General features: G+C 62.0%; 13 protein-coding genes and 1 pseudogene. 7 read left to right on the top strand and 7 right to left on the bottom strand.

Annotated elements, in window-relative coordinates; all coding sequences use genetic code 11:
- Positions 1–59: 59 nt before the first annotated feature.
- From FXF75_RS18720 to FXF75_RS18710, 3 genes are all read right to left on the bottom strand, one after another.
- Positions 60–1172 (bottom strand): MBL fold metallo-hydrolase, encoded by a 1113-nt coding sequence (locus tag FXF75_RS18720; RefSeq protein WP_163523611.1) that lies wholly within the window; start codon positions 1170–1172, stop codon positions 60–62.
- A gap of 238 nt (positions 1173–1410) precedes the next feature.
- On the bottom strand, positions 1411–1995 hold the full coding sequence (locus FXF75_RS18715; RefSeq protein WP_163523440.1) for a DsrE/DsrF/DrsH-like family protein: 585 nt from the start codon (positions 1993–1995) through the stop codon (positions 1411–1413).
- Positions 1996–2001: 6 nt separating this feature from the next.
- Positions 2002–2247: a sulfurtransferase TusA family protein gene (locus FXF75_RS18710; RefSeq protein ID WP_163523438.1), complete on the bottom strand. Its 246-nt coding sequence runs from the start codon at positions 2245–2247 to the stop codon at positions 2002–2004.
- Between the two features lie 229 nt (positions 2248–2476).
- Between FXF75_RS18710 and FXF75_RS18705 the strand changes: the two genes are divergently transcribed.
- From FXF75_RS18705 to FXF75_RS18695, 3 genes are read left to right on the top strand one after another with little or no spacing between them, the layout of a single operon-like run.
- On the top strand, positions 2477–3661 hold the full coding sequence (locus tag FXF75_RS18705) for an MBL fold metallo-hydrolase (protein ID WP_163523436.1): 1185 nt from the start codon (positions 2477–2479) through the stop codon (positions 3659–3661).
- An 8-nt stretch (positions 3662–3669) separates the two neighbouring features.
- A complete protein-coding gene (locus tag FXF75_RS18700) occupies positions 3670–4164 on the top strand; it encodes a YeeE/YedE family protein (protein ID WP_163523434.1) in 495 nt (164 codons plus the stop codon).
- On the top strand, positions 4161–4640 hold the full coding sequence (locus tag FXF75_RS18695) for a YeeE/YedE family protein (RefSeq protein WP_163523432.1): 480 nt from the start codon (positions 4161–4163) through the stop codon (positions 4638–4640). The genes FXF75_RS18700 and FXF75_RS18695 overlap by 4 nt, the downstream gene beginning before the upstream one ends.
- A gap of 108 nt (positions 4641–4748) precedes the next feature.
- Here the strand turns inward: FXF75_RS18695 and FXF75_RS22845 are convergent, their stop codons facing one another.
- Positions 4749–5102 (bottom strand): multicopper oxidase domain-containing protein, encoded by a 354-nt coding sequence (locus tag FXF75_RS22845; protein WP_163523430.1) that lies wholly within the window; start codon positions 5100–5102, stop codon positions 4749–4751.
- A gap of 95 nt (positions 5103–5197) precedes the next feature.
- Here FXF75_RS22845 and FXF75_RS18685 point away from each other — a divergent pair, with 95 nt between their 5' ends.
- Together FXF75_RS18685 and FXF75_RS18680 are read left to right on the top strand one after the other, a co-directional pair.
- The gene (locus FXF75_RS18685; protein WP_163523428.1) at positions 5198–5563 is read left to right on the top strand and encodes a hypothetical protein; all 366 of its coding nucleotides are present in this window, start codon (positions 5198–5200) and stop codon (positions 5561–5563) included.
- Between the two features lie 551 nt (positions 5564–6114).
- Positions 6115–7251 (top strand): tyrosine-type recombinase/integrase, encoded by a 1137-nt coding sequence (locus FXF75_RS18680; protein ID WP_309221863.1) that lies wholly within the window; start codon positions 6115–6117, stop codon positions 7249–7251.
- 127 nt (positions 7252–7378) lie between these two features.
- Here the strand turns inward: FXF75_RS18680 and FXF75_RS18675 are convergent, their stop codons facing one another.
- Positions 7379–8380, bottom strand: a complete 1002-nt coding sequence (locus FXF75_RS18675) for an AIR synthase family protein (RefSeq protein WP_163523424.1) — start codon at positions 8378–8380, stop codon at positions 7379–7381.
- 209 nt (positions 8381–8589) lie between these two features.
- Positions 8590–9819, bottom strand: a complete 1230-nt coding sequence (locus FXF75_RS18670) for an MFS transporter (protein WP_163523422.1) — start codon at positions 9817–9819, stop codon at positions 8590–8592.
- 148 nt (positions 9820–9967) lie between these two features.
- On the opposite strand from FXF75_RS18670, the gene FXF75_RS18665 reads away from it, so the two are divergent.
- Together FXF75_RS18665 and FXF75_RS18660 are read left to right on the top strand one after the other, a co-directional pair.
- Positions 9968–10162 carry a hypothetical protein gene (locus FXF75_RS18665; RefSeq protein WP_163523420.1) on the top strand — a complete coding sequence of 65 codons (195 nt, stop codon included), beginning with the start codon at positions 9968–9970 and terminating at the stop codon, positions 10160–10162.
- A gap of 72 nt (positions 10163–10234) precedes the next feature.
- Positions 10235–11586: pseudogene (locus FXF75_RS18660) on the top strand (glycerate kinase).
- Positions 11587–11592: 6 nt separating this feature from the next.
- Here FXF75_RS18660 and FXF75_RS18655 read toward each other — a convergent pair.
- A complete protein-coding gene (locus FXF75_RS18655; RefSeq protein WP_163523419.1) occupies positions 11593–14661 on the bottom strand; it encodes an FAD-binding and (Fe-S)-binding domain-containing protein in 3069 nt (1022 codons plus the stop codon).
- Positions 14662–14695: the final 34 nt, after the last annotated feature.

Genomic DNA, 14695 nt, shown 5'->3' with positions numbered 1-14695 from the left:
ATACGCCCCACCATCAGGTGGAACAGCCGTAGAAAAACTACGGGAACTGCGGACCGTCGTTAGTTGGCCGCGCAGTTGTTCGGTCCGAGTTCGAGCGCCTCTGCGTCCTCCGTGAGCGGTTCGTTGCCCCAATTAATCTGCTTAATCTCGTTGTAGTTCGCAGGTTTGTCAGCGAGGCTCTCGACGATGGTCTCGACGAACCCCTTCTTGTCACCGTTCGTGACGAACTCGAGGAGTTCACCGTCAGCACGGTCGCCGAGGGTCACCGCGAGCGGACGGATTTCTTCATCGCTGAAGTGGCCGGGTAGGACGGCCGTCTGGTCCGGCAGTGCCAAGAGCCGGTCGAGACTGTCGAACAAATCGCGGGCTGCCGTCCGAATCGCATCCTCGTCGCTGTCTTCGAGGTCAGGTCGACCAACGCTACGGATAAACAGCGTGTCGCCATTGAGCAGTGCGTCGTCGTATTGGAACGAGACACTCCCGGGGGTGTGGCCCGGCGTGTGGAGCACGTCGATGCTGCGGTCACCAACTTGGAGGGATTCACCCTCTTCGATGGCCGTGTAGTTGTCGAGGTTGCCAGCGTCGGCGCCGTGGAGGTAGTAGGGGACGTCGAGTTCGTCCGCGAGTTGCCGTGCTCCGGAGACGTGGTCGGCGTGGGCGTGTGTGTCGGCGACCCCGACGATGGTGAGGTCGCGTTCGTCGGCCAATTTCAGGTACTTATCCACGTACTGGGTCGGGTCGACAATCAATGCTTCATCGCCGTCGCGGACGAGGTACGAGATACACCCAGTGCCGGGGCGAACGATTTGGGTAACACCTTCGACTGCCTCGAGGTCGTAGGTGCGATGGAGTCGGCCCCACCCACTCATACCGCCGGCGACCGACTTGGCATCGTAGCCGCGTTCGCGGAGGAACTCGGCGGCTCGGGCCGAGGTGACACCGCCGACACACACGATGATAATCTCCTTGTCTTCGGGGAGTTCGTCAAGTGATGCTTCCAACCCGGTGTAGTTCTCGTCGAGGAGTTGGTCGTAGATGGGGATGTTGTGACTCCCGTTAATCTGCCACTCCTCGTAGTCGTCCTCGTTGCGGACGTCGAGGAGGTATAGATTCTCGTCGTCTGCTTCGAGGCGCCGTGCCACTTCGGCTGGCCTCACTTCCTTATTGCTCATTATGTGCAATACTACCAGGAGACAGTGTAAAAGAGTTGTGATGGTGTTGTGGCGGGAATACAATACCGGACTGGGTCAGAAACATCGTACTTCAATACCAACGTCCGCAAATGGAGCAGGGAAAACTGCCCGTCATTGTGCTCGAACTGTACGTTTTCCCTGCTTCACACAGAATTACGACTCCAGAATAGTTAGTTCTTGTAGCAAAACTGCACTATACTCTGGCCACTTCACCACTCTATATCATGAGCTGGATGTCGGCGTCAGCCATATCCTGAAGTGCAGTGGCTGCACCGACACCAGTCGTCACGCCCTCGTAGAACGCATCCTCATCATAGTCCATCAGATTAGCCGTCATTTGGCACGCGAGGAAATCGACACCCATGTCGAGCGATGTATCGATCAACTCTTCGATGGTCGCGGTGTCGTTGTCCGCGATTTTCTTGTTCATCATCTTCGTTGCCACGGAGTCCATGCCTGGGAGCGCAGCAATCGCATTGGGTACGGGCATGTTGGGGTTGCCGACGGCGCTCAGCTTCAGGTTTTTCGACTGCTCTTCGTGGAGGATGTCGAGCCCCCAGAACGTATGGAAGACGGTCACGTCCCAGCCGAACGCAGCGGCGGTACTCGCCAAGATGAGCGGCGGATACGCCATGTCCAGCGTGCCCTTCGTCGCAATAATCGACATCTTCTTCGGTCCATCGTCCAATTGGACTTTCACGTCCGCCAATTCATCTTGGAGTTCTTCGACCTGTCGCTGGAGTTCGGCGCGACTCAGCTTGTCAACGTCAGCTGCGTCTCCAGCGTTTGTCTCGGTACTCATGGGTCGTTAGTCCTCCTTCTGGACGTAGTGCTTGTAGACGTCACTGTCTTCGACCTGATCGATGAGTGCGACGCCGTTGGTTGTCTCGGCCCAGCCTTTGATGTCGCTCATGCTGCCGGGGTCGGTGGCCAACACTTCGAGGATGTCGCCTGCTGACAGGTCGTCGATTGTCTGTTTGGTCTTGACGACCGGCATCGGACAGTTCTGGCCCTTTACGTCGAGTGTTTCTGCGGTATCGTATTCCGTATTCATAGTGGTCACGAATGTTCTGTGTTGAACGCATTCCACAATACTGCTGGCGTTGTTAAAAGATTGTCGGTCATAGTCATTTCTGCACACGACTCTACTCGCCGAGGTTCGCTAATACTGCCATCTAGCCGTTTGTTTTGTGCGCATGCCCATGGCGAACCGGAGATAGTATTGTGCTATTTTGGAAATATCATAGCAACCTTTATTGGCGTGAAGGAAGTAACACCAGGTGATGACAGTAGACAACTTCCCAGACGCAGACGTGGCGGTCGAATCGATCGACCCCACGACACTCAAAGACCGCATCGACGCGGGCGAGGAGGTGTTCCTCCTCGACACCCGTGCCGCTGACGACTTCAACCAATGGCAAATCAGCGGAGAAAATGTTGAAATCATCAACATCCCGTACTTCGAGTTCCTCACCGGCGATGTTGACGATGAACTCGTTGCCGACATTCCTGACGACCGCGAAGTAATGGTGTTGTGCGCAAAAGGCGGGTCGAGCGAGTACGTTGCAGGCCTGCTCAAAGAGCGCGACTACACCGTCAACCACCTCGAAGACGGCATGCAGGGCTGGGCACGCATCTACGAGTCACAGGAATTGAACGCCGACACCGCCGCGACGATTCTCCAGTACCAGCGCCCGTCGAGCGGCTGTCTCGCCTACCTCATCATCTCGGAAGGCGAAGCCGCCGTCATCGACCCACTCCGCGCGTTCACGGACGAATACCTTGAGGATGTACAGACGCACAGCGCAGACCTCACGTACGCGCTCGATACCCACATTCACGCCGATCACATCTCTGGTATCCGTGCCCTCACCGCCGAGACTGGTGCGATGGCGGTTCTCCCTGCGCCCGCTGCCGACCGCGGCGTGGAGTACGACCAGTCCTACGAGACGGTCGCGAACGGCGACACCTTCACCGTCGGCGACGTTGAAATCGACGTTGTTCACACGCCCGGGCACACCACGGGTATGACGGCGTACAAGGTCGGGAACGTCCTGTTCACCGGTGACGGCTTGTTCACTGAGAGCGTTGCTCGCCCCGACCTCGAAGACCCTGAAGCTGCTAAGAACGCGGCGGAAACCCTCTACGAAAGTCTCACCGAGAAGATTCTGCCGCAGGCCGCTGATACCATCGTCGCGCCCGCACACTTTAGCGACGCCGCAGCGCCGAACGACGGGACGTACACTGCCGCGCTCGGTGACTTGCAGGAGTCGATGGACGCGCTCTCGATGGACAGGGACGAATTCGTCGAATTCATCGTCGCAGATATGCCGCCCCGGCCTGCAAACTACGAGGAAATCATCGCAACCAACCTCGGCCAGCGTGATACTGACGACGACGAAGCGTTCACCCTTGAGCTGGGACCGAACAACTGCGCTGCAAGTGACGAAGCACTCACGGGGGACTAATCCGGCACATGCTCGATATCACACCGCTTCTCGCCGCTTGGGACCTCTTCCCGCGTGGCGTTGTCCACTACGCCATCGGTGGGGTTCTCATTGGTCTCGGTGCTGCGATTATCTACCTTGGAACAGGAATCATCGCGGGTGCGAGTACGTTCCTTGAATCGACACTGTCGTATGTGTCGGATTTCCCGCGATTCAACCGCTTCAAGTACATCCAATCGCGTGATTGGCGGGTCGTGTTCACGCTCGGTATCGTCGCGGGCGCCGCCGTCTACGCTGTCCTGTTTCAGGGCGGCATCTGGACGACAGACGTCCAATGGTGGCGGCTCCTCGGCGGTGGGTTCCTCGTCGGCATTGGTACCCGTCTCGGGAAAGGATGTACATCAGGCCATGGTGTCTGCGGGGTCGGCTCGGGCTCGCGGACCTCCATTGTGAACGTGGCGACGTTCATGGCCATCGCTATCGGCACCGCGCAACTCGTTCAAGCACTGGGGGTGACACCATGAGCAGTCAGCAAGAGACGGGTCGGTCGCCGTGGTTCATGCCGCTAATCTTCGTTGGCGGCCTGGTCTTCGGGTTCGGCCTCGGCTTCAGCCAGATGGCACGCCCAGAAATCGTGCTGGACTTCCTCCAGCTCGACGACTTCGGATTGGTGTTCGTGATGGGCGGGGCGGCAGTCGTGACCGGCATCACGTTCACGGTGGCGATGCGGTGGCTCGACCATGCCCCGCTGACCGGCGAGGAGTACACCCGGCGATTGAAGTCGTTCGATCGGAACGTGTTGGTCGGTGGCAGTATCTTCGGCGTCGGCTGGGGACTGTCGGGTATCTGTCCGGGTGCGGCGTATGCGAGCCTCGGCATCGGGAACTTCCCCATTCTGTGGGGAATCGGCGGGATGTTCCTCGGCGCCTATGCCCAGGGGCTATGGCGAGCGTACCGGTCTGAGTCTCAGTCCGGTGCTGCGGTCACGAACGCCGATTAACGTCAATCAGCTTTCTCGTGGCCAGTTAGGAGTCGTAGTGTCCTGTTTTGCACTGTCAGATTTACAGGCCAACCGAACCTACTCTCGTCACACCTGTATAGAAGTCGGTCATTGGACATATGTAATCACACGTGCCATTCCTGCATCGAGATGATACAGGTTGTGGCAATGGAAGAGCCAGTCGCCCGGGTTGTCGGCGATAAAGTCGAACGTCACTTCACCCATGTGTTGCGGAACAAGAACTGTGTCTTGGACGGCGTCCCCCACTTGGAAGAAGTGGCCGTGCAAGTGCATCGGATGGACCACAGGACTATGATTCACCATGTGGACGCGAACATGGTCACCAGGCTGTACAGAGAGTGGATTGGCGTCGGGGTACGGCTCTCCGTCAATCGTCCAGACGTTTCCGCCTCGTCTGCCAGTGAGCGCTAAATCGAATTTCCGATTCGGTTGTCCACTCACATCGAGTGGTTCGTGGCGTGTAAGTCACTGTAGTTTAGGAGTTGGCCGCCAGCCGTCGGTGACTGTGGAGATGCTCCACTATCCGCTCCCTCGTATTGAAGACTGATACGGAGTTTTTCGCTGCTGAGTCCATCGCTGCACTGGAAGATTACGACTTGATGTACGTCATCCCGATTCCAGAAACGAAACGAGACCTGGGGACGAAGAAGGACGGGAAGGTGTGGGTGAAGCTAGTTCACAGGATTACTGGCCCAGTGAAACATAGGGTGACTAACGAGGAGGTGTGGACGTCGGTTGTGGTGTTGCCGCCGGACGGGGACTACAATGCTGAGCAGGCGTTTGCGACGAATCTCTCGGTCTCGGATGAAATCGGAGGAAAACGCGGGCTAAGATTGAGCAGTACGAAAAGCGAGCTGGGATTGAAACGGCGTATAGCAAGATTAAGCAATTTGGTGGGATGACGACGTCGCAATCGTTGCCTGTCCGGCTGTTCCACTTTGGAAGGAGGTGTTGCTGTATAATATGTGGTTGTTGGTTGATTTCTTGGTGCAAGTGTCTATGGAGGTCGAGTTTCGGTCGAAGCCGCGGCTGACGGCTGAGCGGTTTCGGAAGTTCCTCGAGCGGATGTTAGACGATGTGAAACCGGGTTAACGGCCCTCTCTTCTTCGGTGTTTGTGGTTGGTCGACAGAGGTATCACACATGGCAGTCTTTCATTCCAGACTCCGCCCGCCTGTGATTGATTTCTGTGATATATTCTATGGTTTTTGGAAGATTGTGAGCGGCATGTAGCCACTCAGGAACTGTTGGGTCGGTTTCTACCATGCACAGATTCCACGAGTTCTGAACAACACAGCCAGAAGTTTCGATATATCATTTATTACTTTATAGATGGCGATAGGCCGCGCCGTCATGCGATTTTACGTCCAAAACACCGTCACGAGTCCACTTTGCATTAGAGCCATAATACCGAGTGATTTTTGTCACCCCCGCGCCGTACCAACAGCACGAACCGTGGACAACCGAAAGGACAGCTCTTCCGCCCGGCGAACAGATATCGAAGACGCCCTCGCCGACTACGTACGAAGCAAGGCCGTCGCGGACCCTGAGGGAAACGGCTCGGGCAACTACGTCTCGAACGCCGAGTCGGTCGTTCGACGCTGGGCCGACTGGCTCGACCGCGAGGAGGGCGTCGAATCGCTGGCCGCGGTGGAACCGATACACCTCCGGCGGTACGCACGCCATCTCAAGACGAAGGTCCGGCAGGACGAGTACGCCGCCAGCACCGCACGGACGTACTACGCATACGTGCGAGCGTTCCTGACGTGGTGTTCGCGCGACCATCTGCTCGAATCGAATCCGGCGGAAGACGAAATCGCGCTCGAAGAGCTACCCGACGACCCCGGGACCAGAGAGACCCAGCAGTTCTGGAGTCCGGACGACCGACGACAACTCGAATCGTACGTCCGCCAGCGGGCGCTCGAAGCAATCGAGTCCGGCGACGAAACTCAGAAGCGCAAGCGACTCCGCCAACACGCACTCGTCGCACTGCTCGCGCACACGGGCGTCCGCGGCGCGGAAGTCTTCTCTCACCCCAAAGACGACCGCCGAAACGGCGCGACGTGGGCCGACGTCGATTGGGAGAACGGCTCACTCCGCGTCCTCGGGAAGAGCCAAGAGTACGAGTACGCACCGCTGCCCGAAGTGGCACAGAAACCGCTCCGACGGTGGAAGGACGAACTCGAACCGCCAACGACCGAGTTTCCGCTGTTCCCGACCGAACACGCGCCGTCGAAGTACGGCGCAGTCCGGTCGCAGGTGACGGATATCGACCTCGAAACGGCGGATATCGACGCAGTGGTCCGAGAGAACGAGGTCGTCCTCCCCGCGATTTCGACGGAGGGCGCACGGTCCGTAATGAAGCGTCTCTGTGACGAGGCAGACCTTGAGGTCGACGGAGAGTATCTGAAACCCCACGGGGCGCGACGCGGTCTCGGCGACGAACTGTACCGGTCGAACCCGACTGACGCTCAAGCCGCGCTTCGCCACTCCTCGATATCGGTTACGAACGAGAGTTACTCGCACATCGAAGCGGGAGAAATCGGCGACGTCATCGACAACACTCGGGAGAGAGGCGAAGACGAGCGGTGAAAGCCACGACGTCCGATGTATCGGGCGGGTGAGACGCTTCGGCAAGAAATACATAAATCCCATAGTGATATACTAAGTCAGTCGTCTCTGCGGCGAGACGACGAATTATGCCCGTATTTGGATGGACCTATTGAAAGGATTCGAAGGCTTCCCAAGCAGGGTCTGTGTCGGGGTGTGTTACCTGGTTGCCATCGACAGTGACGCCAGTGCCCTCCCGGACTTCTCCGATGATAGTTGCAGGAGTGCCACGGTCTTCGAGAGCGCTCACGATTGAATCGACGTACTGCTTTGGTGTCGTAATGAGGAGCGTCCCTCGGGATGAAACCTTCCACGGGTCGAGGTTCACCGACTCACAGATACCAGTGACGTCTCTCTGCTCGGGGAGGCGGTCGCTCGACACGGCAAAGTTGAGGTCGTTCACATCTGCTAGTTCGACGAGTGCGCCTTGAAGCCCACATTCCGTAGCGTCGTGCATCGCCGTCACGGTACCTGCGTCCACCGCGGTGAGTGCGTCACGGACGAGCGTCGTCTCGTCGAGTCTTGCTTCCGCCCGCTCGACGAGACCCGCACCGACGTCAAGTTGGTCCCCGGCGAGCGCCGCGAACAACCCGGCCACCTCGATACCGGGGCCGTTCGTGAGGAGGACCGTGTCCCCCGGTTGAGCACCATCGGGGCGGACAATTCTTTCCGGGCTACCAACGCCCATCGCTGTCGCCCCGCCGACCCACGGGAAGGACACGTCCTGACGGGAGGTGTGGCCAGTAACGACGCTCACCCCGAGCCGTTCGCATTCGGCGGTCATCGCCTCCCAGAGTTCGGCGAACTCGGCGTCAGTCATCTCGGACGGAAGCGTGAAGTTGACCGAGAGGAAAGACGGTGGGATACCGCTGACTGCGACATCCGAGAGGACACTGTGTAGAGCTAACTTCCCTGCCCGGGCGAACCCAATCTTGGGCATTACTGATACGGGGTCGGTCGCGACGATGAGACGCTGGTCCCCGACCGCAAGCACGCCGAAGTCGATTCCGTGTCGGGGTCCAACGGCGACTGCATCCCGTGTAGCACCAAGATTGGGAGAGATGTGTTCTTCGAAGAATTCTGCATCGATTTTCCCGTTCTCTCCACTCATCGGTGCTCACCCGGGCACTGCTCTGTAAACGTCGGTTCAGGCCAGTCGTCGAGTCGTCGCATAACACGCTCTCATAATACGAATAACATAAGCCTTTTCAATCCAGTTTGTATTAATACAAATCCATTTTCCCCGATGCAAGGCTATCGAGAGAAGACGATGCTCGTTCGACAGGGTAACAGCGACGCCGACTACAAGTACGGACCCAACTACTCCTCGCGCGGGAGTCCGGGGAGGAAGGCGAAGATTATCGCGACGACGGCGAGCAGGCCGCCGAGTATCAGGACCGCGCCGTCGAAGTACCCCTCGTCGGCGAGGACGCCGACGAAGACCGACCCCGTCGATGCTATCAGGAAGTAGCCGGTCCGTAACAGTCCCCACGCACCGTTTCGGTCCGCCGGCGGGAGCGCGTTGATGATGTAGGTGTTCGTGACCGGCGCGATGCCGAGTTGGATGCCCGCGAGGACGATGACGACGGTGATGGGCACGAGACCTGAGAGAAACGGGAGCGCGAGCAGCGGTAGCACGCTGACGGCGGCCAGCGCCACTAGTACCAGTCGATTCCCGTAGCGAGTGACCGCGCGCCCGCCGCCTACCTGCGCGGCGGCACCGCTCACGAAGAGCGTGGCGAAGAGGACGCTGGCGGTCACTTCGTCGATACCCTTGACGGTGATGAGATACGTCGGCAGAAACGCGGTGAGGCCTTGAAAGACGAACACTCGTATCGTCTTCCCTCCGACCCCGAGGACGACTCGCCGACGACTGATAGCAGACAGGAGACCGCGGAAACGACGCCGAGGGGACGACTCGGTGGCGGCGGGGATTGCGGTAGTCGGGACGACTCGCCACGCCAGCACCGTCGTAGCGAAGAGCAGGGGGACGGCGCACGCAATCGTCACGCGCCATCCGAGGCGACCCACGGCCGCCCCGGCGAGGATAGGGAGCGCCGCGGCACCGAGACTTCCGACCGCGAGCGTGAATCCGATGGCGGCGCTGTCGTTGTCGGGATAGATGGACGAGAGGAGCGTCCCCCGCGTGGGTCCGTAGAGACCGTTCCCGACGCCGACGAGCGCCGCCGTGACGAGGAAGACCCCGAAGAGGGGTGCCGCCGCGAGCGCCGCGATACTCAGCGTCATAACCGCGAGGCTGGCGAGGAGCACTTTCCGGTCGCCGATGCGGTTGCTCAGGAGACCGGCCGGGAACTGCGACAGGCCGTACACCGCCCAGATGACGGTGATAGTGAACCCGGCGGTCGCGTTGTCGATGTCGAAGGTCGCCTTGATTCCGGGCAGTAACACGGGAATCGTGATGCGCGTCCCGAGAATCAGCAGCCACCCGACCGCGATGGCGACCAGCGCCCAACCGCGGCCGTCGCCGCGGAGCGGTGCGATAGCGTGTACGATTCGTTCCTTCAACCGGACGGCGATGGTCACCAGCATTCGACTGTCGAGTAAAGTACTATAGCCCCGACGGTTCTGTTATAGCTTCCGGCCTCGGCAACCGCGACTCGCTCGCTCGGGCTACCCACCTAGAAGAACTAACCGTCTCAAGCACGTGGACCCACAGTACGTGGGAGCGTCGGAATAGATGCCGGACCACCTCGGGACGATATACCTGACAATCATGTTCCTCAACTTCCTCTACATGGTATTCCTGCTGTACGGCGGAATCTGGTACACGAACCAGCAGACCGTCCAGTGCCCCCGGTGCGGGGTCAAGTACCCGAAGTACCACGTGGGGAACCACGAGTGCCATCCCTCTCTCGTCGGCGACGACGACTGACGCCGTTCGCTGACTGCGGTCGCAGGCACCGACCACCGTTAGTGTTTTGTCACCGTCCCACACCTTCGAAGTATGAGCGTGTTTCGGGAGTCGCTGGCCGAGACGGCCGCCCACGAAGTCGCGCTGAACTGCCTCGAAGCGGGAATCGAGGGTGCGCACCGGCCCGGGTCGTCGGCGAGAGCGTCGCCCTCGACGGCGAACAGTTGACAGTCGGCGGCGCTACGTACGACCTCTCGGAGTACGAGGAGGTTCTCGTCGTCGGGGGCGGGAACGCGGCGGGCACGGTAGCCGCCGCCCTCGAAGACGAGTTGGGAGAGCGAATCCACGGGGGAATCGTCGTCACCGACGTACTCCCGGAGACGACCGCGGTCGAACTCGTCGAGGGCGACCACCCCGTCCCGAGCGAGCGCGGCGCGGCGGGGGCCGCGCGGGTCCGCGAACTCGCCGACTCGGCGACGGCGGAGACCCTCGTCCTCGGCGTCGTCACCGGCGGCGGGAGCGCGCTGTTGCCCGCCCCGGCGGGCGACCTCTCGCTCGCGGACGTCCAGCGAGTCACCGACGAACTGCTCGCCTCAGGGGCCGCGATAGACGAGATAAACGCCGTTCGGAAGCATCTCTCCGCAATCAAGGGCGGCCGTCTCGCCGAGGCCGCGGCACCCGCGACGGTCGTCGGACTCGTCTTCAGCGACGTCGTGGGCAACGACCTCGACGTTGTGGCTAGCGGCCCGCTCACGCCCGACCGCTCGACGTACGCCGAGGCGCTAGACGTGGTGGAACGGTACGACCTCGACGTTCCGGAGCCGGTTCGCGAGCGACTCCAGCGCGGCGTCGCGGGCGACCTCCCGGAGACGCCCGGTCCCGGCGACCCGGCGTTCGAGGGCGTCGAGACGCACGTCCTCGCGGACGGGTTCACGGCGCTCGCCGCCGCCCGCGACGAGGCGGTCGAACGAGGCTACGACGCCCACGTCCTCAGTTCCCGAATCCGCGGCGAAGCGCGCGAGGCCGCCAAGAGTCACGTCGGAATCGCGGAGGAGATGCGAGCGACCGGCAACCCGTTCGAACCGCCCGCGGTCGTGCTCTCCGGGGGCGAGACGACGGTGACGCTGCGCGGTGACGGCGACGGCGGCCCGAATCAGGAGTTCGCGCTGAGCGCGGCGCTGGAACTCGACGAGGAAGGCGTCGTGATAGCGAGCGTGGACACCGACGGCATCGACGGCGCGTCGGAGGCGGCCGGCGCAATCGTGGACACCGAGACTGTCGGCGACGACAGGGTCGAGGCCCGCAGTGCGCTCGAAGAGAACGACGCCTTTCCGTTTCTGGACGCGAGAGACGCGCTCGTCGTGACCGGCCCGACCGGGACCAACGTCAACGACCTCCGGGTGATGGTCGTGGAGGCGGAAGCGGAATCGGAGTCCTCTCGGTAGGCGGGGTCAGTCGAGCGCGCTCGCCAACTTCTCGACGGGGTGGGGAACCGCCGCGTCGTACTCGTCGCCGAGTTGGGTCCGGCAGGACGCGCCCGGCGCGGTTACGGCGTCGCCGTCGCTGTCGTCGATTTGGTCGAAGAGGATGCGACCGATGGCCTGCGACATCGAGTAGTGTTCGGCCTCGTAGCCGAACGTCCCGGCCATCCCGCAACAGCCCGAATCGAGCGGTTCGACCTCGTAGCCCGCCCGGCGCAGGACGCCCACGGCGTGATGGTCCTTCTTGACCGACTTCTGGTGGCAGTGCCCGTGGTAGGTGAGCGACTCCGCGGGCGCGTTCCACGTCACGCTCTCGCCGAGGCGGAACGTGTCGAGGTACTCGCAGACGCCGTAGGTGTTGCACGCGAGGGTCTCCACGTCCTCGCCCGCCACTCCCGAGGCCTGCGCGCCCGCCGGTTCCGGGGTGCGCTCCGCCCCGCCGAGCAGGTCGAGGTAGTCAGACTGGAACATCACGGCGTCGGAGGGTTCGACTACGACGACATCACGGCCGTCGGCGACGTACTCCGATAGCGTCTCGACGTTCCGGGTCGCGATGTCGCGGGCCTTCTCGACGAACCCCTTCGAGTGGGGCGGCCGCCCGCTCCCCGTCACGTCCGCCACCGTGACGTGGACCCCGGCGGCTTCGAGGACGCTCACGGCGGCCTTCCCCGTCTCGGGCTTGTTGTAGTTGGTGTAAGTGTCGGGGAACAGGACGGCCCGTCGCTCCGCCTCGGCTTCGGCCACTCGCGCGCCGCCGCGCTCCTCGAACCAGTCGCGGAACGTCTCGCTCTCGAACTCGGGGAGCGAGCGCTCGCGGGCGATTCCCACCGTCTTTTCGAGCAGCGTGCGGGCACCCGGGAGGGTCTGGCCCCAGTTGGCGACGGGCGCGAGCGCGCTACCCACCTTCGAGAGCGCGTCGATGTTGGCGAACGCGCGGTCCCGGAGGCTCGCGCCGTGGCGCTCCTTGTACTCGCGTTCGACCTCGACCTTGAGTTTCGCCATGTCCACCTCGCTCGGGCAGTCCACGGAACAGCCCTTACACCCGATGCACAGGTCCATCACCTCGTGCATGAACTCGACGTCGAACTGCTCATCGTCACCCGCTCCGGAAGCGACCGAATCCGAGTCGGATTCGGCGGGGGTCGCGGCGTCGAGGTCACCCGACATGGCCGACCGGAGGAGGTTCGCCCGGCCGCGCGTGGACTGAATCTCCTCCTCGGAGGCGCGGTAGGTCGGACACATCACGCCGCCGGTGGTGTCCTGTCCGCCGCGACAGCCGCCGCAACCGTGACAGAGTTCGGCCATCCCCTGAAAGCCGTTGTCGTTCTCCCAGTTCAGTTCCGGTTCGAACCCGGCGTCGAACTCGTAGTCGGTGTCAAACCGGAGGTTCTCGGTCATGTCGTGGTCGCCGCAGACGTTGCCCGGGTTCAGGAGCCAGTCGGGGTCTACCGCCGTCTTGAGGTCTCGGAACAGTTGCCAGACGTCCTCGCCGTAGAGTTTCTTGTTCCACTGGGTCCGCGCGCGGCCGTCGCCGTGCTCGCCCGAGACGCTCCCGCCGTACTTCACCGCGAGGTCGGTCGCGGCGTCGGCGATGGACTCCATCCGCTCGATACCTTCTGCGTTCTTGGTGTTTATCAGCGGCCGGACGTGGATACACCCGGGTCCGGCGTGGGCGTAGAAGCTCCCGAACGTGTCGTGGTCGTCGAAGACGTCCTGAAAGTCCGAGATGTACTCGGGGAGGTGTTCGGGCGGGACCGCGATGTCCTCGATGAAGGCGATGTGCTTCTCGTCGGTGGTGCGAGAGAGCAGAATGGGTGTCGAGGCCTTCCGCATCTTCCAGAACTCCTCCTGCTCCTCGTCGGAGAACGCCGTCAGTCCGTCGAACGCGACGTCGCCCACCCGGTCGTCGAGCAGTTCCCGGACCTTCCGCTCGGCCGCCTCGTCGTCCTCGGCGTAGAACTCCACGAGCAGGAAGGAGTCGGTCCGCTCGGGGAGGATGCTCACCACGTCCTTGAACTCCTCCAAGTCGCGGGCGAGGTCCACGAGCACGCCGTCCAACACCTCGACGGCGGCGGGGTCGTGTTCGAGAATCGGCCCGACGTCCTCCATCGCCTCGACGAGACTGTCGTAGGTGAGCAGGCCGATAGCGGTCGTGTTCGGCACCGGTTCCAGCGAGAGCGTCGCCTCGGTCACGATGCAGAGGGTCCCCTCGCTTCCGACCATCAGGCGAGCGAGATTGACGGTTCCATCTTGGGCTTCTTCGACCAGCGCGTCCAGACTGTAGCCCGAGACGTTCCGCTTGAGACTGGGATACGCCCCTTCGACGGTGTCGGCCTCCTCGTCGATTACCCGGAGCGCCTCGGCGTAGAGGCGTTCTTCGAGCGTCCCGTCCGGGTCGGCACCCGCCCGCAGTTCGTCGAGCGACACCTCCCCGAGCGTCGTCACGGTGCCGTCGGCCAGCACGACCTCCAACTCCTCGACGTAGGCGTCGGTCTTGCCGTACTTCAGCGAGTGGGCGCCCGTGGTGTTGTTGCCGATGGCCCCGCCGATGGCGCTCCGGTTGGCCGTCGAGGGGTCGGGCGCGAACTTCAGGTCGTGGGGCGCGAGTCGCTCGTTCAACTCCGCGAGGACGGCCCCGGGTTCGACGCGCACCTCGCGGTCCTCGGGGCGGACGTCCAGTACCTCGCCCATCCCCCGCGTGAAGTCGAGGACGACGGCCTCGTTGACGGTCTGTCCGGCGAGACTGGTGCCGCCGCCGCGGGGGAGGACCGGAATCTCCCGGTCGGCGCAGTACTCGACCGCCGCGCTCACGTCCGCGGTCGAAGTGGGGAAGACGACCCCGATTGGCGTCACCTCGTAGGCGCTGGCGTCGGTGGCGTACAGCTGGCGCGTGTAGGTGTCGAATCTGACCTCGCCGTCCACGAGCGATTCGAGGTCGTCAACGAGACCGGGTCGCTCGACTGTACCTTCGCGGTAGTCGTAGTTCGCTCGCTCGTCGCTGGCGGGACCGGACTCTCCGGACGTGTCGCGCTTGGCCATGGGTTTGCGTTATCACGTACCATTGGTCGGTGGC

Origin of the sequence: Halorussus sp. MSC15.2 (assembly GCF_010747475.1) — an archaeon.
In the GTDB taxonomy this organism is placed as follows: domain Archaea; phylum Halobacteriota; class Halobacteria; order Halobacteriales; family Haladaptataceae; genus Halorussus.
This window is presented reverse-complemented; position numbering and strand designations above follow the sequence as displayed.

Coding starts and splice junctions, on each gene's coding strand:
- FXF75_RS18720 (WP_163523611.1), bottom strand. CDS start 1,172: ATGAGCAATAAGGAAGTGAGGCCAGCCGAAGTGGCACGGCGCCTCGAA.
- FXF75_RS18715 (WP_163523440.1), bottom strand. CDS start 1,995: ATGAGTACCGAGACAAACGCTGGAGACGCAGCTGACGTTGACAAGCTG.
- FXF75_RS18710 (WP_163523438.1), bottom strand. CDS start 2,247: ATGAATACGGAATACGATACCGCAGAAACACTCGACGTAAAGGGCCAG.
- FXF75_RS18705 (WP_163523436.1), top strand. CDS start 2,477: ATGACAGTAGACAACTTCCCAGACGCAGACGTGGCGGTCGAATCGATC.
- FXF75_RS18700 (WP_163523434.1), top strand. CDS start 3,670: ATGCTCGATATCACACCGCTTCTCGCCGCTTGGGACCTCTTCCCGCGT.
- FXF75_RS18695 (WP_163523432.1), top strand. CDS start 4,161: ATGAGCAGTCAGCAAGAGACGGGTCGGTCGCCGTGGTTCATGCCGCTA.
- FXF75_RS18675 (WP_163523424.1), bottom strand. CDS start 8,380: ATGAGTGGAGAGAACGGGAAAATCGATGCAGAATTCTTCGAAGAACAC.
- FXF75_RS18670 (WP_163523422.1), bottom strand. CDS start 9,819: ATGCTGGTGACCATCGCCGTCCGGTTGAAGGAACGAATCGTACACGCT.
- FXF75_RS18665 (WP_163523420.1), top strand. CDS start 9,968: ATGCCGGACCACCTCGGGACGATATACCTGACAATCATGTTCCTCAAC.
- FXF75_RS18655 (WP_163523419.1), bottom strand. CDS start 14,661: ATGGCCAAGCGCGACACGTCCGGAGAGTCCGGTCCCGCCAGCGACGAG.